Source organism: Bacillus sp. ISL-39, from assembly GCF_018613295.1.
Taxonomy (GTDB): Bacteria; Bacillota; Bacilli; order Bacillales; family Cytobacillaceae; genus Mesobacillus.
The window spans coordinates 26,816-47,776 of the sequence record NZ_JAGGQM010000028.1 but is presented as its reverse complement, the minus strand read 5'-3'; the positions used below and the strand labels follow the sequence as shown (position 1 = coordinate 47,776).

18 protein-coding genes and 1 pseudogene are annotated in these 20,961 nt (G+C 36.0%); 2 read left to right on the top strand and 17 right to left on the bottom strand.

Annotated elements, in window-relative coordinates; all coding sequences use genetic code 11:
• Positions 1-62: 62 nt before the first annotated feature.
• Positions 63-338 carry a DUF2188 domain-containing protein gene (locus tag J7E37_RS19210; RefSeq protein ID WP_214776283.1) on the top strand — a complete coding sequence of 92 codons (276 nt, stop codon included), beginning with the start codon at positions 63-65 and terminating at the stop codon, positions 336-338.
• Between the two features lie 52 nt (positions 339-390).
• On the opposite strand, the gene J7E37_RS19205 is transcribed toward J7E37_RS19210, so the two are convergent.
• Both J7E37_RS19205 and J7E37_RS19200 read right to left on the bottom strand, forming a co-directional pair.
• Complete coding sequence (locus J7E37_RS19205; RefSeq protein ID WP_214776284.1) at positions 391-954, bottom strand: FAD-dependent oxidoreductase; 564 nt, start codon at positions 952-954, stop codon at positions 391-393.
• A gap of 172 nt (positions 955-1,126) precedes the next feature.
• A pseudogene (locus tag J7E37_RS19200) lies at positions 1,127-1,412 on the bottom strand (DUF2935 domain-containing protein).
• Positions 1,413-1,546: 134 nt separating this feature from the next.
• Between J7E37_RS19200 and J7E37_RS19195 the strand changes: the two are divergent.
• On the top strand, positions 1,547-2,278 hold the full coding sequence (locus J7E37_RS19195; RefSeq protein WP_215026421.1) for a YwaF family protein: 732 nt from the start codon (positions 1,547-1,549) through the stop codon (positions 2,276-2,278).
• A 47-nt stretch (positions 2,279-2,325) separates the two neighbouring features.
• Here the strand turns inward: J7E37_RS19195 and J7E37_RS19190 are convergent, their stop codons facing one another.
• From J7E37_RS19190 to J7E37_RS19120, 15 genes are all read right to left on the bottom strand, one after another.
• Positions 2,326-3,042 (bottom strand): endonuclease/exonuclease/phosphatase family protein, encoded by a 717-nt coding sequence (locus J7E37_RS19190; protein WP_353050047.1) that lies wholly within the window; start codon positions 3,040-3,042, stop codon positions 2,326-2,328.
• A complete protein-coding gene (locus J7E37_RS19185; protein ID WP_214776287.1) occupies positions 3,039-4,637 on the bottom strand; it encodes an alkaline phosphatase family protein in 1,599 nt (532 codons plus the stop codon). Before J7E37_RS19185 ends, J7E37_RS19190 begins: the two co-directional genes overlap by 4 nt.
• Before the next feature lie 122 nt (positions 4,638-4,759).
• A complete protein-coding gene (locus J7E37_RS19180; RefSeq protein WP_214776288.1) occupies positions 4,760-5,779 on the bottom strand; it encodes an NAD-dependent epimerase in 1,020 nt (339 codons plus the stop codon).
• Positions 5,776-6,978: a hypothetical protein gene (locus J7E37_RS19175; RefSeq protein ID WP_215026418.1), complete on the bottom strand. Its 1,203-nt coding sequence runs from the start codon at positions 6,976-6,978 to the stop codon at positions 5,776-5,778. Before J7E37_RS19175 ends, J7E37_RS19180 begins: the two co-directional genes overlap by 4 nt.
• Positions 6,951-8,039 (bottom strand): glycosyltransferase, encoded by a 1,089-nt coding sequence (locus J7E37_RS19170; protein ID WP_214776290.1) that lies wholly within the window; start codon positions 8,037-8,039, stop codon positions 6,951-6,953. The genes J7E37_RS19175 and J7E37_RS19170 overlap by 28 nt, the downstream gene beginning before the upstream one ends.
• 833 nt (positions 8,040-8,872) lie before the next feature.
• Positions 8,873-10,387: a TniQ family protein gene (locus J7E37_RS19165; protein ID WP_215026417.1), complete on the bottom strand. Its 1,515-nt coding sequence runs from the start codon at positions 10,385-10,387 to the stop codon at positions 8,873-8,875.
• A 91-nt stretch (positions 10,388-10,478) separates the two neighbouring features.
• On the bottom strand, positions 10,479-11,636 hold the full coding sequence (locus J7E37_RS19160) for an AAA family ATPase (protein ID WP_215026415.1): 1,158 nt from the start codon (positions 11,634-11,636) through the stop codon (positions 10,479-10,481).
• Positions 11,636-14,299, bottom strand: coding sequence for a TnsA endonuclease N-terminal domain-containing protein (locus J7E37_RS19155; RefSeq protein ID WP_215026414.1), 2,664 nt, complete (start codon positions 14,297-14,299; stop codon positions 11,636-11,638). The genes J7E37_RS19160 and J7E37_RS19155 overlap by 1 nt, the downstream gene beginning before the upstream one ends.
• A gap of 161 nt (positions 14,300-14,460) precedes the next feature.
• Positions 14,461-15,789, bottom strand: a complete 1,329-nt coding sequence (locus J7E37_RS19150) for a TniQ family protein (RefSeq protein ID WP_215026412.1) — start codon at positions 15,787-15,789, stop codon at positions 14,461-14,463.
• Positions 15,790-16,128: 339 nt separating this feature from the next.
• Positions 16,129-16,446 carry a hypothetical protein gene (locus tag J7E37_RS19145; RefSeq protein ID WP_215026409.1) on the bottom strand — a complete coding sequence of 106 codons (318 nt, stop codon included), beginning with the start codon at positions 16,444-16,446 and terminating at the stop codon, positions 16,129-16,131.
• 368 nt (positions 16,447-16,814) lie between these two features.
• A complete protein-coding gene (locus J7E37_RS19140) occupies positions 16,815-17,216 on the bottom strand; it encodes a DUF4279 domain-containing protein (RefSeq protein WP_215026407.1) in 402 nt (133 codons plus the stop codon).
• A 432-nt stretch (positions 17,217-17,648) separates the two neighbouring features.
• Positions 17,649-18,113 (bottom strand): hypothetical protein, encoded by a 465-nt coding sequence (locus J7E37_RS19135; RefSeq protein ID WP_215026404.1) that lies wholly within the window; start codon positions 18,111-18,113, stop codon positions 17,649-17,651.
• Between the two features lie 135 nt (positions 18,114-18,248).
• Positions 18,249-18,773: a DUF3916 domain-containing protein gene (locus tag J7E37_RS19130; protein WP_215026401.1), complete on the bottom strand. Its 525-nt coding sequence runs from the start codon at positions 18,771-18,773 to the stop codon at positions 18,249-18,251.
• Between the two features lie 411 nt (positions 18,774-19,184).
• The gene (locus J7E37_RS19125) at positions 19,185-19,676 is read right to left on the bottom strand and encodes an ankyrin repeat domain-containing protein (protein WP_215026398.1); all 492 of its coding nucleotides are present in this window, start codon (positions 19,674-19,676) and stop codon (positions 19,185-19,187) included.
• Between the two features lie 873 nt (positions 19,677-20,549).
• The gene (locus J7E37_RS19120; RefSeq protein WP_215026395.1) at positions 20,550-20,894 is read right to left on the bottom strand and encodes a hypothetical protein; all 345 of its coding nucleotides are present in this window, start codon (positions 20,892-20,894) and stop codon (positions 20,550-20,552) included.
• Positions 20,895-20,961: the final 67 nt, after the last annotated feature.

Below are 20,961 nucleotides of genomic sequence, written 5' to 3'. Positions count from 1 at the left end.
ACATAGCGGGTAAATCTATAGTACCTTTTCCAAGGTAAACTAAAGAAAAGTGAGGGATTCTTATGGCACGGGACAACAAAAACAACAATGATAATATGGAACAAGAAGAATATTTTAAAGACCGCGCAGGTACAGATGAAGCAAGATTCCATGCAGTTCCTCATGATGAAGAAGGATGGGCCGTCAAGAAAGAAGGCGAGGACGATCCACAATTTACGGCCGATTCAAAATCTGAGGCTGCAGATGAAGCAAAACGCCTGGCAGAAGAAGCGGGAACCATGGCTTACATCCATGATGAGGATGGGAAGATTGAGGAACAATTCAACTACAGCAACTAAACCAACATGAAGAAGCCTTGCAGCAAAAAGCGGCAAGGTTTCTTACTATCTATTAAGCTTTCAATACATCATGATCTACATAACGCTCGCCGTTCAGCTCACTGATGACGTTGATGGCGACCTTTGCGCCGTCTCCAGCTGTGATGATAGTGTGCATGCTGACACCTGCGCATGTACCTGCAGCCCAAACGCCTTCAACATTAGTTTTTCCGGCAGCATCTACGTCAAAGATCGTCTTGATTCTTGGCTCTGTGCCATCCTTTGTTGCAAGACCTGATGCTTCAGCCACATCCGTCATCATCCCTGATGCGATGATCACATGCTTGACTTCATACTCGCCGTTTTCAGTTACGACTTTAACGCCGCTGTCTGTTTTGCTGACAGAAGTCACTGTCGTTTCGACGAACTCAGCACCAAATTTCTTCGCTTGCTTGATGCCAGTTTCTACTAAATCAGGACCTGCAATTTCAGGAGCACCATAGTGGTTCTCCATCCAGGCACGCTTCGTTACGCTTTTATTATTGTCCAGCACGATTGTTTTTTTGCCAGCCTTTGCCGCGAAAATCGCTGCGCTTCCGCCTGCAGGGCCTGCTCCAATAATTGCTATATCATACATAGGAAAAATCCTCCTTTTCTCTATTTCATTATAATCATAACAGATTTCTTTCTGTAAGCGAAAGTTTTAAAACTAGGAGTTTTGGCATAAAAACACAGCAGAAGATCAAAAAGCTTTTTCATAACAAGGCAAAAAAACAGCCAAACACCTGGCTGATTCTTTGATTGCTTTTCTAAGTTGTCTGCTGGTACAAAAGCGCCTGGGCAATCCCGACAAAGTATTCTGATTCCCGGATCATGTGGTCCAGTACCACTTTGGCGGTTGGGTTACTTCTCACTGCTTCACTTGGCGGGTCTCCCCTAATACCTTTTCCCATTCCTTCAGTGCGCTCACATATTCCTGTTCCAAATCAGGGTCAACTCCCTGATCACTACAGTATGCTCCTCCTCCTGATGCTTCCAAAACTCAGCTTCATCCAATATCCGCAAGGGCATCTGCTCGCCGTAATAAAACTGCATGATCCCACCCTCCTCAAAACGGTAATCGTATGAAATGTATGTTTTTCTAACCATATATACGCCAGTTGAGAATATGTTAAAGTAAGAGTGTAATATGGAAAAATTGAACTATTACACGATTGGAGGAGGGCTTTATGAGGGAACTTTTTGAGCCAGGTACAGAAACTGTCTTTCAGCTATTTTCCAGTGTTCACCTGTATACACTTGCGGCTTTCCTGCTTATGGTCATCCTGCTCTTCTTGTTTCGTAAAACGCTGAGGGATCCTCGTGTCAACAGTACTGCACGGGTTGGATTATTTCTTGTGCTGATCATTTCTGAAATCAGCCTGCAGGCATGGCTTTGGTGGAGCGGCCATTGGAGTTACCAATACTCGCTGCCCCTTCATCTGAGCAGTATTTCTCTCATCCTCTCCGCCCTTTTACTTTTAACAAGAAGATATGCACTATTTGAATTCACCTATTTTGTCGGTGTCGGCAGCGCGCTGCAGGCAATGATCACGCCGGACATCAGCCTGTACACCTTCCCACACTACCGCTATGTCCATTTCTTCATTTCACATGGCGGAACGGTAATCGCCAATCTGTTCATGGTGTTTGTCGCAGGATACAGGCCGACCGGGAAGTCCATATGGAAAGCGTTTCTCTGGCTGAACGTCTATACTCTGATCGTATTCATCGTCAATTTCCTGATCGAAGGAAACTATATGTACATTTCTGAAAAACCCGTCAATCCGTCGCTCATTGACTATCTCGGACCATGGCCTTGGTATATTCTTTCGCTGGAAGCCATTGCGCTTGTTACTTTTTTCATTTTGTATTTGCCGTTCTGGCTAGCTGGTCTTCTCAAAAAAACTGAACACCAATAAAATGAAAAGCACAACTTTGAAGTTGTGCTCTTCATTTTGGGCAGGCTTTAAATTGATAGGGTTGCCATCACCGGCAGATGGTCTGAAGCGATTGGCTCTGTATCAATAACACGGGCATCATTTATTTTTAACTCTTCAGTTACAAAAATATAATCAAGCCTCAATCTTGGTTTTGTTGAAGGATAAGTAAGCCCAGGTTCTCCTCCGGCTTCTTTCCAAACATCCCGGTAATTCGCTGTTACTCTTCCCCACTTTCTGCTGTGTGGTTTCATGTTCCAGTCGCCTAAAATTATCGCCGGGCTTTTTGCTTTTTCAAAAATAAACTGACTTTGTTTTTTATGAAGGCCGGGATTTAAGCTTAAGTGGGTTACGTAGGTGCCAAGCAGTTTCTTGTTAACTTCAATAGTTGTTTCAAGTACTGACCTGCCCTCGATGAGTCCAGGAATAAAGTTAAGCAAATGATTTTTGCTCGAAAGGATCGGAAAGCGGGAAAGAAGTCCATTCCCGTATTGTCTGATGCCATCTGCCTTTTTTGATGTTAAAGATATAGATGGACTAAAAGCGTAATGCAGTTTCAATTCATCTCCAAGGAATTGTACTTGATCGATAAAATCACTCCGGCTTGAGTAATTTTTATCAACTTCATTCAGTCCGATTATATCTGCGCCACTTTTCGAAATAACGTCAGCAATTCTGTTTAAATCCACCTTTTTATCCATCCCTTTTCCATGATGGATATTGTATGTCATTACTTTAATTTTCACTTTGCGCCTCCGGATTTCTTTAATTCTGGACTTTCCAGAATCCTCATTACCCACTCTTTAAAATCCATTATTCGTTCGTGTTGAGGCTCTTGTTCTGTACCTGCCACAATCACCGGGAAAAATGTATCCTGCTTATGGAGCGACCCGTGGGCGGCACCGCCAACATGTGTTGGAGACTCTTCGCCAACAAATTCATAACCAGGCTTAGCGTTAACAACCATATAAATGCCTGAATGAGAGTAAAAGGAGCTGTATAACCTTGCCAGACCATCTGGATAATCGTTGTATTCTATTTGGTTTTTCCCATTTGCCTCAAGATCCAAAATGTCAAAGTTGCCTTCAATACACCAAGTCTTCCCGTATTGGTCAGCAAAGTCTCCGTTTGGTTTAAATAAGAGATACCCACTGTGATCTCCCGATATAACTTTTACACTCTCCCCTTGTTTCCAGGCAATCTGGTCAATCCGTCTGTCTTTACTGAGAATACTCGATAAATCATCTATTTTAATGTTCTGGTCCAGAAGATAAATGAAGGTCATTCGCTCATTTAATCCCAGGACGATCTGGTCTTTTTCTTTAACCGGCCCGTCGATCTTATGGATACGGTATTCTTTAAGCAGCACCCTTAAATCGATTAATGCTTGCTCCTTATCGTTCTTTAAATCGGTTTGCCCGCTGTCTCCCATGATGATCCAGGCCGTATCATTTAACGCCTCTTCCCATGCAGGATAGGTATTCAGGATCTCTTGCAGCTGCTTGTCCGCATCTTCGATTCCTTTCGTGACGGAGACGCCTTTCTTATGGACCTGTTTATCGTTATCCGAAAAATAAACCAGCGAATAGGATGGAAGCCGATTATGCTTGATCAAATACTTCAGTTCCTGTGCGGCAAATTGATCATTAAAGCCAAACCCTTGCCACAAATGTGTATGTGGATTTTTCGGGTCCAGCTTTGATAATAGACCATAGGAAAAATATTCAGGCCCTTTAATAGATGCGTCTTCTTCAACAAGACCAGGCCAGCTTAACCCTCTTGGCACAGATAAAGGCTTGCTGTGCCCTCCGCGGTATACAAGAGTATTTATGGAAGCTGACTGCCCTTTCAGTTCCTCATGGATTGTTTTAACGGCAGGGCTCAAATGGCGGTGGTTCAGCTGGAAAAGACTATTCTCTAAAACTTGTTTCACTCCAAGTTTCCTGATTTCCTTTTGGGCACTTCCATAACTGATGAAACGCTTCTCGTTTGAATCATACCAGACGAGAGCCGGAACTTTATGCTGATCTGCATAGGTTCCTGTCAATAAGGTGCTATCTATAACAACAGACATCGTTGGAAAGGCACTTACCATTTCGGGATAATATTTGCCATGATTGATTAAAAACCGTAAGGCAGACACCTTATCTTCCTCAAGACTCGACTGCAGAGGCTGGTCCATCAAGGAATCGACTACAATCATCACTACCCGTTTTGAAGGAGGGGGATTCTGCTGTTGCTGCTGAAGCTGGCTGGGAGGGTTATTAGGAGATTTTATTAACATAATATAGGCTATAACTGTAATGATGATCAATAAGAGTAAAGGAATTAAAAACTTCATCAATGATTTATTCACCCCTGCTTAATACATTCAATGTAATTTAGAATGCCCATCGAAAGCCACTTTTATTGAAGGGCATTTAAAAAGCGTCTCCACTTAATTGGAAACGCATTGACCTTTGTTTATTCGTTTTTTTCTTTTAAATGATATTGTTTATACCAGTTAACAAACTTGCTTAACCCCGTCTCCAATGAGGTTTGAGGAGTGAAGCCGCTCACCTGGTGTAAGTCGTCAATACTTGCGTATGTCTCCTTGACATCTCCTGGCTGCATCGGCAGGAATTCCATTTTTGCTTTTTTGCCGATCAGCTTCTCCAATATTTGAATAAAGTCCGTTAACTTAACCGGGCGATTGTTGCCTATATTATAAATTTTATAGGGTGCATAGCTTGAGCCCGGTTCAGGATGCTCTGGATCCCATTCGGGATTCGGGGATGGAGGGCGATGAAGAAGACCAATGATCCCTTCCACTATATCATCAATATAAGTGAAGTCTCTTTTCATATCACCATGGTTAAATACTTTGATTTTGTTACCCTCTGTAATGTCTTTTGTAAAGCTGTAGTATGCCATATCCGGACGTCCCCATGGGCCAAACACGGTAAAGAACCGAAGTCCGGTGGCTGGAACATTGAATAAGTGGCTATACGTATGTGCCATTAATTCATTCGCTTTTTTGGAGGCCGCATACATACTAACGGGATGGTCAACCGGGTCTGATGTGGAAAACGGAACCTTTCCATTCGCTCCATAAACAGAACTTGAAGAGGCAAATATTAGATGCTTTATATGATAATCCCTGCAAGCCTCTAAAATATTCAGGAACCCGCTGATATTAGAGTGGACATATGAATGCGGGTGGCTGATGCTATAGCGTACTCCTGCCTGTGCGGCTAAGTTTATCACTATACCAATTTCGTGTTTCTCAAAAACAGCATTGACCGATTCGGAATCTGCTAAATCAATTTTATAAAACCGGAAACCCTGCATTTTTCGCAAAATTTCTAACCGGTCTTCCTTTAAGCGGACATCATAATAGTCATTTAGATTGTCTGCCCCAATCACCTCATAGCCTTCAGCTAATAACCGACAGGCAAGATGGAAGCCAATAAACCCTGCAGCCCCGGTTACTAATATCTTCATTTCCGCTGGCCCTTTTCTTTTTTACAAATCTTTTTAACCTCTTTCGCCGCCTCTTCTTTTGAAAGGGGTATTGGCCTACTTGTCCATTCTGTATAGATTTGGGGGTTAATCACTTTGACTTGATCTAGAAAAGAATCGAGGAATTTCCGTTCATGCAGGTTTCTGAATAATTCAAGCGGACGTTCTTGTTTTTTAGAAAATGAATATACATGGTCGATTAACTTGAACCCCTGGCCCGTGACAAATATATGTCTTAAAGGTGCATCGATTTTCTCAAAGCCTGAACTCCTCATTGATTCCAGTATCTCCAGAAGATTGACCGTGACTTCTTCCGGCAGTGTCGATTGCTTCTTTAAAAACGTATTTAAATCCGGTCCCTGCAAGTATTCCATTAAAATATAATTAGGACCCGTTTCATAGACTTTAGGGATAAAAGAGAGGTGCTGGCTTGATAGTAAAACCTCCCTTTCTTTAAGAAAGTGGCTCTGTTTTGGATAAATTTTTACACATTTTTCTTCATCAACCCGATAGACTGCACCCTGACGCCCTTGGCCAATCAGATTATGTGTTAAATTTTCAAAATTCGCTTCAGCGTCAGCAGCAGACCTCTTATAATCCACCTGATTTTCCATTATAAACACCATCCATTTATTATATAGACCCGGGTCCAGATTTTTTACATGTTCCAAAAATGAATCCTGCAGTAAAATCCCCTTCAAGTCATTGAGTAAGGTAAGCGGAACAGGAGGATTTTCCTTGGTCGCTTTAATAGGACTGATCCATTTTAACTTTTCATTCCCGAGGACAAAAATATGCTTCAGCGGGTCACTGCCCATCATTAATTTTGCTTTTTTCATGCCCTTTATGATTGCCAGAAGCTCTTTCGCAATGGTTTCAGGAAGATACGTACAGTTCCTCAGGTAATTCTTTAAGGTTGGTCCATCAAAAAATTCCCTGATGATATAATTCGTCCCGACCTTATATAACTTTGGTATAGAGGGTAGCTTTTGCGCTGCAGCAAGGCCGTCTGCCTCTAGCTTAAGCTGTTCCATGCTGGTACTGATTTTTAAACATTGCTCATTGGATATTTTAAAAATGACACTTTCGGGACCCCTGCTAACAATTGGATAGTCCTTACTGGCCTCAATTTCAATACTTTCGGCACTTTGATTTAAATTAATAGATTCAAAAAACTGCATGCTCTTCCTCCTAACAGTTCATCATAATACTTTGCTTGTAAATGAAGCTGCTTCTTTTCATCAAAAAGCTGTTCAACTTTCTTTCTTGCGGCAATTGTATAATCCCGCAACAATGCCTTATGGCTTAACATAAATTCAAGTCCCGCCGCAAGCTCCTCAACATTGTTTTCTTCAACCAGATATCCTTCCTGTTTATGAGTGATCAATTCAGGAATGCCTGCATGATAAGTCGAGATGACAGGTACACCAAGGGCCATTGCTTCTTTTAGCGTGTTCGGTATGCCTTCGAGATCACCATTCGATGCTTCCAGACTGGCTGCACAAAACAAATCAGCATTCGCCATACGTTTCCGGACTTCATCTTTATGAAGATGATTCAACAACCGGAATGAATCTCCCAAATTTAGTTGAGCCGCCAACGATTCAAGCTGGTCCTTCAGTTCCCCCCTGCCGATTATCGTCAAGGTGGCCTGAGGGAATCTATCCTTTATTTTCCGGAATGCTTTCATTAACACATCATGGCCCTTTTTTTCTACTAATCTTCCTACAGACAGAATATCCTGCGCCCCATCCGCAGCTGGAGCCCTGTAATGGTATTTGGTTAAATCAACACCACCGTAAAGCACTTTGACTTTTTCAGGAGGACAGCCCCAGGAAATAATCCGGTCAGCCAAGTATTGGCACACAGGATAAAAATGGTCACCCTTGTCAAAGAGCAATTTCAGATTATCCAAATAACCAACAGGCTGTCCGCCTAACGTCGCATCCCTGCCACGGATGCTGGTCACCAAAGGAAGCTTTGTCTTCTCTTTGAACGGCAGCAATAAAGCTCCTAATTGCCCATGATGGGCATGCAGCAAGGAGACATTATGTTTCTTTACAAACTCTTTTGGATCCAAAATTTCACTAAGGTAATAGACTCTATCATTCAACAATGACAAATCCGTCATATATTTGGGCTGGCGCACTAAATGAATATAATCATATCCGGGGACATGACGTATCTGTGGGATATATTGCGTGGGATCAAGGCGTAAATTCAAATGCATAGCTGTCGGCAAATCCATCTTCTCCTTTCAACTGAATATGCATGTTAGTGTAAATTATGCAAAAATCGAAAAGAGGACATGGACAGACCGGCAAGAATTTATTTAGGGTTGGGGGATTTTGTTTATTTTTGGGTTAAAAGATCGAAACAGTAAAAAAGTCAGTATGAACAGTGATCATTAACGCAAAAGTGCATCATCATTTTCTGCTAGTTAAAGATTTAGCAGGCAGCTCGGTATAATTAGTTCTCTAACAAAGGCTCTTTTCTCAAACTTTGTTGAAAATAGCTCTAACAAAAGGCTCTTTTCTCAAACTTTGTTGCTATTGACTACAAAAAAGGATTGAATTGCCTATTTTTCTTCCCAAAGTTGACTCTTTTGTGAGAAAAGAGCAGGCAAACTTAATACCGACCAGCAAAATGACATTCTTAATTACGTTAAAATCGGCTTTAGGATTTTAACAACAATCTTTACGAAAACAGCTCTAACAAAAAAGCATAAGCCTGCCATTTGGCAAACTTATGCTTTAGTAGTTTATTGCTGTGACGTAAACCATAACTTTTCCTTTAAATAAAGCATAACCTTTCCTCGCTTAGAGCCACCCGGCTTCATGGCACTTTGCGAGCACATTTTCTACCCTGTTTTTTTAATTCTATTTAGAAATTGAATAAATCATCCCTATTTATATATTTTCAGGAAATCTTATGCTTTATTTTTTTGTTCGAGGAAATTTTATGCTTTATTCGCTTTTATTTAACTTGTACCCTTTTTGATTTCTATATTAAGAAAAATTTTCCCTAATACTGATCGGTGAAAACAAAAAAATATAATAACCAAAATTTTGATTATTATATTTTATATCCCAAAGATATTAAAATTTTTATCCTTAATTCATAATATTTTCTTTCAATTAATATTCCTGGAATAGTACTAAAATTAGTAACTGCGTTAATGCTAGGATATATACCTTTATTGTGTAAATCTAAAATAACATTTTTAAGTTCCCCTGAGATTTTTTCTTCTCGAGCTTTTGATTGATTAGCTAGATATTCCCTATGCCTTACAGTTACCTTTTTACATAAGTCAGGAACATATCTTTTAGCAGTAGTAGGTGGAACCCCACATACATGTAGACATTCTTGTAAGCTTATTGGTATTTCTAAATCTAGGCAATCGGTTAAAGTCTTTTCCAATTTTAATTGTTTTTTGATTCGATTGTCTTTTTGATAGGAAGCGTAATTCTTCTTGATAATTTTACTTAGAAGTGGAAAATTATTTTCTGCAGCCTCATGACTAAATCCACCTTCACGACTTACTTGATTTAGACTTTTTGGTTCTTTTGAATGTGTGGCTTCTGTAAGGTGCTCCTCCATTTCTTTTTTTGAAACTTTCTTTTTAGTTTTTAAATTTTTCTCATTAGGTATGCCTATTTTAATATTTATTTCATCTTTATAAATCAATTCATAAATAGTGCTTCCAATTTTCTTTGTAATTTGGAGCAAATTTTCCGGAGTTGGCAATGCCTGATTGTTTATCCATGTACATAATGTTGGATTATTCACCCCTAAAAAATTTGATAATTTAGCATTGCTGCTTATTCGAAGTTTTTCTTTTATCACCGATAGTATACTACTAATTTTATTTCTAGTTGGAAAAGAAGTTAAATCAGGGGCTTTTTCAATGAGCTGTTTAAAGTTATTTATTATAAAAGTCTCGTATTCAGATAATTCCTCACAATATCTTCGATCTACAGCTTCACCTAACCATGTATAACAATACGAACAGTGGCCTAAAATTAATTTACTTTGAATAAATCTCTGTTTTTTCCCACATTCAGGACATTTTTCTCTGAGTACTGCTTCATGAATATCACATTTTTGTATATCTGATATGGACCAAATTAAAGGTTCATGAATCTCTATAGAATCAAGCTTAAATTGGTTGAGGCAAAAAGGACACCATCTTCTATGGCTGACAGTTATATTATTTGAGAATACACCAATCCAATTATTCATAGTAAGATACTGTATGTCATTTCTTTCAGTTAATTTTTCAATAACATTTATGAAACTCGCACTTGTTTTTCCAAGTCCATTAATAAGATACGATTTAGAAATATCTCGTCCTTTTGTTAGATAGTCTGTTAGATAAGGATTATCTATAAATGGTCCAATTACTTCTTTTAGCAATGTTCCTAATACTACATTATGATTAATTGACAACCTACAAATATAGCTGGTTAAGCTTTCTACATATGGTGTTCCAATACCCACTGGTTCTAATGCATATAATATACTTCTCGTCGATTGAAGGTGATTATAACTATTCTTTTTTTCTATTAACCTACTATCTAAACTATTCATAAATCTACCCCTAAAACAAAAATATTAAATGAAAAAATAATTGAGTAGCTAATAATCTAATCCACTCAATTATTTTAACTTCACTAATCCTTTATTGACCTACAGCATCCCGCTCAGGATTTCGATTTCCGGGATTATTATTGCCTTTTTGTTTTGTTGGTTTCTTAACCTTTTCTTCTTTTTTCCTAGTACCTAAAAGTGATTTTAACTCTTCTCTATCTTCTTCTTTTTCAATAAATGTCGATTCACCTGTTAGCGCTTCCTCAGCTAATGTAAGTAATTTCTGAGTTTGTAAAGCATTCTTCTTTAAATTATCCATTGTAATAGTTTTTTCATCATTCTCAATAGCATATGCAAGGCATCTCTGCAGCCAATCTTTTAAAATTCCTGCACATCCAACACAATTTTCGTAAATAAATTCTTCATGCTCAATGAAATTAGGTTCAAAGTGGACAGGCAACAACTTTTCAAATGTACCTAATACACTTCTAAACATTTTCTTCTCTTGCTTTTCCCTATAATCATATCTTGAAAAGTGAATCTCTTTTACCCTTCTTGATAATTGTCCATCAAGATTTATAACAGCATTTAAATCGTAAGTTCCAAATAAAACTATTTTGCTATTAGCCATATTTGCAAGTGATTTCAAGGAGTTAAATTGCCTTGTAATACCAACACCTGCACCAATATCAACATTTATTCCATTTGTTATCTTAAAGAAATGTTGAGCTTCATCAATCAGCAAGGCCTTTGTCTTTCTATAATAAAATGCCTTCTCTATTGATCTCCTTAGCTCAGGTGCTGTTTCAGCCTTTCTTGTACTAATTTTCCCCTGTGGAACTTGGCTCATAAATTTTTGATAATCAAACTTGTGATTAATTAAGGGCTCATTAAGTCCTGTCAGCACCCTATAATAAAAATCCTTCCAATTAAATTTACCTAAATCCGGATTTGGCAATTCAATCCCCGTAATAGGGATAATACTTTTATCAGCTTCCATTTGTTCTGCCATATCTAGATAAACCGAATTTAGAGTTCTTTCAAATAATCTCGATTTACCAACCCCAGATGGTCCCACAATCAATATGACGTTGCAATCTCCTGTATATATTTCTTTTTTTAATTCTTTTAAAACTAATCCCATCTTTGGGTGTGCTACAGTATAGTTTTTAAAGAATTCTACACGTTCTTCCTTTGATTTTCCCAAAAGCTCTTCAGGGAATGCTCTTTCATGGTTACCGTTTTTCATTATATTAACTCCCCATAAATTTCTATTTCATCATCATTATCATCTTCCGATTCTTCTAAGACGATATTAGTAACATTTTTTGTGGCTTCATGATCAACAATCATTAGATTCGGTTTAGTTTCAATCGGTTTGTACTTTTTCAAAGCAAGCATTTCTTCCATATCTTCTGATTCAAGAATAAATTCAGCAATTCTCTTTGCCGTTATCGCTCCATTTGTGGAACGAAGTTTCCTCTTTTGTCTTAGCTCTTCAGCTATGACTTTAAGTTGTTTTTCCGTCTTCCCATTGAAGACAGAGTGTTGTTCAGAACGACACTTTTCCCAATTATTATTTATTAGCGCATATGCCACTCCAATATTAAATGGATCATACCTTACCTCAACTTCAGTATTTTCGACTTTCCCATCTCTAAATTTAGAACACCAATAATATCCGTAAGTTAATTTAATTCCTTTACCGGGATACACTTTTCTCGTTTTTCCAGATACAGATGGCATGGTCATTAATATAAACGTTTCATCATAAGGAATATAAGTATTCAATCTGCCCCCAGATAATTCTTTAGATTTAAGAAAGGCTTCTTTTGGACTTTTGTTTAATGAAGGATTTTCATTATTGTCATAAACTTCTCCTATCCAACTCTCAAGTCTTTCATACAAACCCTCTAATGTCCAAACAGCATGATTTTTAGGGTTCACCGACTTGGTAACTTGCCTTACATTTTTCATAATTTGGGTATTACCTGTTAACCTATGGATAAATAATTTATTCGCTACACCGAATAATCGTTCAACCACAGTACCAAATCTTGCTTTTGCTGCTGGCCTCTCCTTTTTATGAACACCGTATAATGCAAGTAGAGACTCAAAGTAAATACTATTAAATTCTTTTCCGCCATCAACTACAATATAATTAGGTAAACGATTATAGTTTTTTACACATTCCCTAATAACCATCATGCAGGACCTATAAGATGGTGGTTCAAAAGTTAAATAAAATGCAAGAATTCGTCTTGAAAAAGCATCAACCATAAAAGTACACCAAGGTCTTTTTGATTCTTTTTCATTGATAACCAACTCAATGTCTAATTCAGTGTGGTCAATATGTGCAGTTTCAAAAATTCTTTCCCCATGCCTTGGGGTTGTTAATTCTAATTCCATATAAAATTCTTCGTGTTTATAGGCTGCGCGTTTTCCCTTTCTATTTAATTCAACATCGTAGGCACTCAGATTTTTTATATTTTCACAAACCGTTACATATGATGGTCGCTTAGTATTTACCTGATCACATTTAACCAATATCTCTCCAAAAACTGCTCTTGCTGTTTTTTGTTTAATTGTTTTATAGCTATTCGAAATTACCTCTTCCATTATCTTTAAAGTTTCAATTGGAAGCTTGGATTGACGGTTTCCTCTTTTCTTAGTTTCAGGTAACAATCCAATAAAACCATACCCGTATAACTCTTCCGCCTCTTGATACTTTTTAACCCAGTTCCTTAGAGTCCTATCAGTAACATGGTCTAAACTAATTCTTTCTCCTTGAAGATGTTTAGATACAGTCTCATACTTATCATTTGCAATACGTAAATCAGATTCAGTTGCCTGACAGATTATTTTATTTATACTATTATCAATATCACTTTCACTATTTAATCCTTTGATTATTCCTTCTGAGATATACCCTTCAAATATATGAATTGGAAAAGGTGGTGCATGTTTTCGTTCATCATCTGAATATAAATAAATCTCTTTTTTTACATTATCAATATTTAAAATAGTCCAGGTATTTTCTCCCCATAAAATCTTACTACCGCTTTTCATTTCGATTTTATTAGTTTTCCTGTCATGCTTTTTAGATTGTTCTACTATAGAAAAAATTTTGCTCTGTTCTTTATTTAAGAAAACTTTTACATTTTCTGGCTCGGTTATAACTGAATTGTATAAATCAAAATATATAATGTGTTTAGCAATTAAGGCGTAAATATCATCTGTAGAAAATTCGCCTTCCGAGCTTTGAATTAGTTGTCTTAAGGACATACCCGGAGAAGATAAAATAATATCTTTTATGCGGCAAAGTTTTTGACTATCAAATGTATAGTCATTTACAATGTAGTCTTCTAAATAAGTTAGATTCCGTTGGAGTCTCCAATTTATATCAGCTGATGAGCGAACAAGAAATCCTAAGTTAAGTTCCTTTGCATAATTTATTCCGAGTGAGAATATCCATTTCCCGTTTTCCTTAAAGTATCTATTTGGGTTGTTTTGTGACCTTTTTATCAGTTCATCTTCTGTTTTACATTCAACCCAATAGGCTCTATTTTTTTCAATAACGAAAAAGTCAGGTGTATAATTATAGCCCATTTTTTTATCTTTACCATTTTTACTTTGAAAGTAATTTAGAGTCATTAAAGGGGGTTGATCGTAATATTCAAGAACATTATCATCAAATTCCAACATATAAATTACTGGTAACTCTACCTTATGACTTTCAAACTGAATTGTTTCCCCCATTTTTCTACTACTATATTTCCCCGCTACATTATACTTCCCGCCCCCAACTCTTCTTGACGGCGGTGAATTCCTAATACGTTGTATTTCTTTTTTTGCTTCTTCTGTTAAATTAAGTTGTCCTGCCCACTGTTCAAATTCTTCAGGACTCATCATTACAAGTATCCCCCTTATCTGAAGTTAGAAATAAAAGTATGGAAAATTCCCTCTTGAGTCTTCTCTTTTCCCAAAATTTCCTCCAATTATTTCTGCAATGAATATTAAAAGTATGGAAAATTTCCTCTTGTGTTTGTTCTTTTCCGAAAATATTCTCCTATTCATTCTGCAAATCCGTTCTTAGTTAATAAGGTTTTCCAATAGTCTTGAAGTACTCTTTCTTTTAACAATCCACTTTTATTTATCACTTGTTCCATTTTCCTGCGACTTGGATAAACCCCATCAGTTGATAATGAATTGAAGGCGATATTAATTTCTTTTTTTAACAAATCAATTCTTTGGATTGACTTTTCTTTAATAAAGTCACTATATCTTTGAGAAATCTGTTTACAGTATTCATTAAAATTCTTGTATAAAACACGTCGATCATGCCCAATAGCTTCTGCAGCTTTTATCATAGAAACGGGACTTTTATCGGATAAAATTTCAATCAATTTGCTCTCTACAATGGAATAATCAATTGGTTTGCGGCTTCTTTCTTTTGTATTAACCACACGCGAGTCATTAATTTGAATTATCCTACCACCCAATGAATCACATTCGAATAGCAAATCTAAAATTTTTATGTTTAATTTAAAGCAAATTGTCAACAGACTTTCTAATGGTGGTTTATTTACTCCATTTATCCAATATCGCAAAGTAGTTTTGGGAACATTTAAGAATTTCGAAAAGAGTGTTAAGTTCCCCGAAAAACTATTCTCCTTGATTGAAGATAAACTATTTGCGAATCCACAAGTATAGTTACCATTTAAGATTTCTAATTTATTCAAAGTCATTAAATCCTCAATATTCTGTAGAAAGAATTTTTGCAATTCCAATTCAACATCACTTATTTCACTTACTTGTGAGTTATCTAGTGGAGCAAAACAGTTAGAACAAAACCCCGTTATACTTTCTCTACGCAATATATCCACCTTTTTATTACAAGCAGAACATTCACTTACCAGTAAACATTTATGCTCAATACAAACAGTTACAGGTTGAATATGCCAAATAAGAGGATAATGTATAATTTCCCGGGTACTTTTCCAATTATTAATACACTTTGGACACCACGAAAGAGATTCTTTTAAAAGATTTCTGACTGGAATAAATTCCTTCAAGTTAAATAAGGTTAGGTTCACTAAGTCATTTCTTCCGGTTAGGGTTTCCATCACTTTAACTAAATCATGTGAATTCTCCATAAACCCATTTATAGTCTTAGCTCCCTCGTATAATCGATTTCCTCCATACAAACTACTCCTTGTCAGGTACCCTTTTTTCAGTTGTGGAATAATTAATTTATTGAACAGAGTCCCTAGAGTAATGTTATGTTCGTATGCTGTTCGCATCAAATAACTGGTAAAGCTTTCTACACTTTTAGTACCAATGCCTATAGGTTCTATATTGTATAAAACAGTACTTCCACTTCCTGTTTTTTTATTCTCCACATAAACCTTCCCCTTCTTTTTTAGATATATTTCCATAAACACAAAATTTTTATCCATACTTTTCCAAAATTCACGCTAGCGTGAATTCTATAATGCTTTTGGCCAAACAAAAAAGCCCTATAACATTAGAAATCATTCTAGTGTTTTAAGGCTTTTGCGGTCTAATAAGAAAAATGTAATTGGTTATTTCAAAAATAAGGATTTTCAGAATCAAGCAAATTGTTAAGTAACACATTTTCTTCTTGTTTTTTGGCAACGTTTCGGTTTGTTTAATTAGGTGTGGAAAAGAAAAATCAATTAAAAACATCGCTATCAAAGGCAAAAGAAGAGGAAACCGCGCTAATCAAAGAATGGAATTTTTCCTTTTATTCTCAATCTAACCTCTTCGATCTCTTTCTGCAATTTGGTTGAGTACTCTTTAGCCAGATTAAAATCTTCATCTGTTGCTGTCCCCGCTCTAATACTGTCTAACCAGTTATCTATATTTCCAATTAAACTATCTTGTTTCATCTTACTGCTTTCTAACTCCTCACTAATATACGTTTCATATGCTGCAAAAATTAATAATTTTTCTATAGGGGTATTAGTAACACTGCTAATCCAAGCTAACATTTCATATAGTGATTCATCTAAATCCACATTGACTTTACGACTCATTAACAATCTCCTTTTCAGACATTTATGCTATATATACTCTTCAATCTTATAACCATAAATATTCTGTCGCATTCAGAGGTATGAGAGATACCCTTAAAAATAACATTTAGATAATAAATAGATAAAAAAAATAACACTGGATTCCTTAAATGCCTGTGTTATTCATCTAGAAATGATTATTGTACTTTTTTACAAGGGGACTTAATGATCCAATGCTATTGCCTGGAGTCCCTTCTGAACATCTTTTGGCTCTATCGTTATTAAACTAAAGCACCCTATAGTTTAAGTACATTTGTTCACAAACTTTAGATTATTACAGAAAGGTTACCCCATTTGCTGAATAAGCAAATCGCTACCAACAACCTTTATTAACTAAATATATATAAATCAAAATGAATCTCCGCTTGAATTAAACTAGCAAATTCTATGATATCTTTCTGTAAATACATTGCGGGTTTTTCGCTATTTTCAATTTGAATTACAATCATAAAAAGATAATCTAAATCATATTCCCCTTTGAGGAATGATAATTGGTCCGTTTTCCCAATGAGGGATTTTAGAATTACATTCAACTGGTCATTTATATCGTATGATTCTTGGTATCCAGTACTCAATGTCCAATCTGTCTCTTTTCTATATCTGATTTTGGTGGAGGACCTAGACCTTTCAATAATATCCCCTTTTTTATAAGTTTCTGTTGGTTCCAAACCCAGAGTGTTTGTAATTATCTCTAAAGGAAATTCATCACCTAATGCACTAAAGTAAGCCATAACCTTTGTTTTATCCAGAATTGTTCCTCCTCGCCGTAAATAAGTTTCTTATTTAAACATCTGCCCCGTTTGTTCAATATGGATTTCAACAAAAAAGGCGGTTAATCCTGCCTGGATCAACGCAGCCATAACGAAAGCTATTTCTTCTTTTGTTGGAAATAGCGTTTCACTAGAAAGTATATAATCGCTCCAATTACTATATATATAATTTGTTGTTGAAATACTCCTAAACCTAGAGAGACGAAAAAAATAAGAAAAAGTATTAACTTCTCAATATTTATGTTTTTCAATATTTTACTCCTTTTATAACCGCTATTTTATACCTAATGTATGCCACTTCTTAATCAACAAAACTGCATCTTTAGCACAATAAGAAAAAGCTGCCGCAACGACAACCTTGATCTTCAACTTACGCACCCGTTCAACAACACCCTACCAAATTTCATAGTATATACCTTGTTTATTTTGATTAGGTACATCATATTCTTTGCTAAGTAAACTTTCACGACTTTCCATATAAGATATGTAACGATTTATACTTTCAATAAACGATTTAATATCATCCTTTAAAATTTCATAATAAGTAAAATCCCATTGTTCAATATAGTGGTCTTCTATTTCATCTAATCTGTTTTTTCCTGCTTCACTTAATAACACTATATACTTATCTTGAACAGCATTTACTACTTTAATTGAAAGAGTACACCAATAAACCTCCATCACTGAACTATCAGTAATATGATAAGGGCTTATTACTAAATCATCAATGTAGTTTAGACGCATAATCACATTTGGTAGTTGTTTAATTTCGTCTAAAGTAAAATACAAACTATTTCCATCTCTATATCCGCATCTCGATTTCTCTAAGCTATCTGAACATTCTTTGCCAAAATCCATATTTTCCTGCCTCCAAAACGAAAATGTATATTGTAATTCTTCTTAAACTATCCTGCCTCTTTAGTTAAATAATCATTAATGCTGCTGTCAGCAGCCGGCTCTTTAAGTTATGCACTGAACTTGAAAAGTGAAGGGCTAGATTAACTCGCCTATAAACCATATCTCTCCGCCGTAAATGTCTTCATCAACCATTTTCACATCTTTAATTTCTTCCTTAACCCCTTTTACTTCTAGCCCTACTGGAATGGTTAAGTCCCATTCTTTGGAAAAATTACGGTTCCCATCTAAAGGAATCCATCTTGTATAATCGTCTTCCTTATAAAGGGAAAATTCTTCATCGTTTTCCGCAATAACAATCTCGATTTTCGTTGCGTACCAATAATGAAAATCAATCATTAACATTACCTTTGCATTCTTATAATGTGTGGGTTTCTCCTCAATAAGATGTTTGGTTCTATTTATCAATATTTGTAAGCATTTTTTACGAACATTTAACGGAGTTTTCACTGAATTAATCCACTCAGAACCTTGATCAGGAAGATGTAATTCCCAATAACCATTAGATAAGTCTTCAGGAAAATCCCTGGTTAATTCACTTAATTCTATCGAAAATTTACGAATTCTTCTTTTTAATCCTCTTATCTTTTTTCTGCTACCCATCTATTAGACGCTCCTAATTTAAATTAAATGAAAACTATATCCTTTGTTTTATAGTTTATCATTGTTCAACTAACCTGCCTCTTTAGTTTAATGTTTTCGACTGAACAGCATCTACGAATTGTGGATCAATTTTTGTGTTTTTTATTTCTCTCAAATAGAAAATATATCAATATTACGCCACTTACTCCAATTAGGATATAGTAACTGTTTTTAGGAACATCTAAGACATTGTGTAGATAGTCAAAAAGAAACATCCAAGCAGCTAAAATGATGAATTTCCACCAATGCTTCAATTTCCTCTCACCCCTTTAAATGAACTACATTTGTCTACTACCCATCTGCAACTTGCTTATTAAACATTACTGCATCGTTAGTCGAATAAGCAAAAGGGCTGCATCTGCAACCCTTTACTCACTTCCTTAGAAGGCTGGCAATTTCCTTGCTATCATACTCTTTCGAGTAATCCAAAGCAGTTTTCCCCTCATCATCTTCCACATCAACGTTGGCTCCGCTTTTCATCAACAATTCAACTGTATCTTTATGGTGATAACAGCAAGCTATGATCAATGCAGTGCAACCATTATTACTTTTCGCGTCAATAATAGCACCATTTTTAACTAAAGCCTCAACAATTTGTGTATGACCTTCTCCAGCAGCTATATACAATGGCGAAAATCCATTTTCATCCTTTAAATTGATATTTGCACCTAGTGATAACAGTAGCCGAATTACCTCTAAGTGACCTTCCTGTGCTGCCCAGTGAAGAAGCGTATATCCACCGCGATCTCTTGCATTAATATCTATTCCTAAATCTAACGACTCCCGGATCCTTTCAACTTCCCCTTTACCAGCAAGTTGAAATATCAGCTTTTGGCAGATTTTTTTTCTTAATCTTTTTCTCATTAGTAATCCTCTAATTAAGTTTAATTTGTACCTTTAATATCGTCTGTAAAATATCCTTGTTGAGCTAACCTGCACCGTTTGTTGCAAAAAATGGCGGTTAATCCTGCTGGATGAACGCACCAATGAAGAGTCGCCTTATTTATTTTAAAAAATTACGAATGAGATAAAATTGTCTTATTATCTCTTTTCTTTTCTAACAACTTTGTAAGACTAAAATGAAAGCTCCCTATTATTAATCCGAAGATAATTAAAAAGATGGTTGTAACCTGTGAATAATAATAAATTAATTTTATATGCATACATACAGAATAAACTATAAGAGTAATAGGCAAAAAAAAATTTAATGGAATCCATTTTAGTAAACGAGTTATTATACCCGCTATACTACTTACCAAGATTGAGATCGAAGGTATAAACAAAATTATAGTAAATATGTCATCAATCACAGCATTATAATTATCTAAAGTATAAGTAGGAATAGCATAGAAACTAATTAAAGAGGATGACACAATACTGACGATGATCCAAAACCAATACAAAATAATTCCTCCGTTTGTTTATTTAACAATAGATTAACACCAAATAACAGTATTAGAAGAGAACTAAGGAAATATAAGTAAATATCCACCATAAGCCTACATAAGAAAATCCTATAGAGGGCTCACTCACTTCTGAATTTTTCTTAACCTTATAATACCACCTATTAAAGTATATTCCTTAATGCAAATTTCCCCTTACGAACATTCCAAGTCACCAATCCTTATTTAACTAAACTGCCTCGTTAGTCGAAGAAGAAAAAGAGCTGCTGGTCCAACTAGACCTTCAACTCTTGCAGCCGGTAGCGAAATAAAAAATATGTATTAACAGATAATATTATTCTTTAATAAAGCTCCTAAATTCATTTGGTATTTTAGGATTAGAAACAAACAATTCTTTTTTATAATAGTCAAAGTCCTTGTAGTATATTTCGTGACTAACATTTGAACTTGACCAATCCACTTCGTTTAAGTCATTACCCGTTATTACTATATGGTCTTCAAAGTCTTCGTCATTTTTAATTACCTGTAAAATATCCATTTTCACACCAAAATCAACAATGCTCTTTAAAGTATTTTCATCATAGCCTAACTGGTTGATGAAAAACCGGACAATAGTGCTAATTTGGGCATCTTCCTCAGCAATAAATGTGAGGAACTCCAACAGATCTTTTTCATTCATCAAAAATTCCCCCATTATAGCTTCTAAATTATTTATGCTTGCTTGATTGTGTACCTAATTAAGCTAT

What these genes read in the sequence shown, in the direction of transcription:
- J7E37_RS19210 (WP_214776283.1), top strand. Translation starts at nt 63, where the DNA reads ATGGCACGGGACAACAAAAACAACAATGATAATATGGAACAAGAAGAA.
- J7E37_RS19205 (WP_214776284.1), bottom strand. Translation starts at nt 954, where the DNA reads ATGTATGATATAGCAATTATTGGAGCAGGCCCTGCAGGCGGAAGCGCA.
- J7E37_RS19195 (WP_215026421.1), top strand. Translation starts at nt 1,547, where the DNA reads ATGAGGGAACTTTTTGAGCCAGGTACAGAAACTGTCTTTCAGCTATTT.
- J7E37_RS19185 (WP_214776287.1), bottom strand. Translation starts at nt 4,637, where the DNA reads ATGAAGTTTTTAATTCCTTTACTCTTATTGATCATCATTACAGTTATA.
- J7E37_RS19180 (WP_214776288.1), bottom strand. Translation starts at nt 5,779, where the DNA reads ATGAAGATATTAGTAACCGGGGCTGCAGGGTTTATTGGCTTCCATCTT.
- J7E37_RS19175 (WP_215026418.1), bottom strand. Translation starts at nt 6,978, where the DNA reads ATGCAGTTTTTTGAATCTATTAATTTAAATCAAAGTGCCGAAAGTATT.
- J7E37_RS19165 (WP_215026417.1), bottom strand. Translation starts at nt 10,387, where the DNA reads ATGAATAGTTTAGATAGTAGGTTAATAGAAAAAAAGAATAGTTATAAT.
- J7E37_RS19160 (WP_215026415.1), bottom strand. Translation starts at nt 11,636, where the DNA reads ATGAAAAACGGTAACCATGAAAGAGCATTCCCTGAAGAGCTTTTGGGA.
- J7E37_RS19155 (WP_215026414.1), bottom strand. Translation starts at nt 14,299, where the DNA reads ATGATGAGTCCTGAAGAATTTGAACAGTGGGCAGGACAACTTAATTTA.
- J7E37_RS19145 (WP_215026409.1), bottom strand. Translation starts at nt 16,446, where the DNA reads ATGAGTCGTAAAGTCAATGTGGATTTAGATGAATCACTATATGAAATG.
- J7E37_RS19140 (WP_215026407.1), bottom strand. Translation starts at nt 17,216, where the DNA reads ATGGCTTACTTTAGTGCATTAGGTGATGAATTTCCTTTAGAGATAATT.
- J7E37_RS19135 (WP_215026404.1), bottom strand. Translation starts at nt 18,113, where the DNA reads ATGGATTTTGGCAAAGAATGTTCAGATAGCTTAGAGAAATCGAGATGC.
- J7E37_RS19130 (WP_215026401.1), bottom strand. Translation starts at nt 18,773, where the DNA reads ATGGGTAGCAGAAAAAAGATAAGAGGATTAAAAAGAAGAATTCGTAAA.
- J7E37_RS19125 (WP_215026398.1), bottom strand. Translation starts at nt 19,676, where the DNA reads ATGAGAAAAAGATTAAGAAAAAAAATCTGCCAAAAGCTGATATTTCAA.
- J7E37_RS19120 (WP_215026395.1), bottom strand. Translation starts at nt 20,894, where the DNA reads ATGAATGAAAAAGATCTGTTGGAGTTCCTCACATTTATTGCTGAGGAA.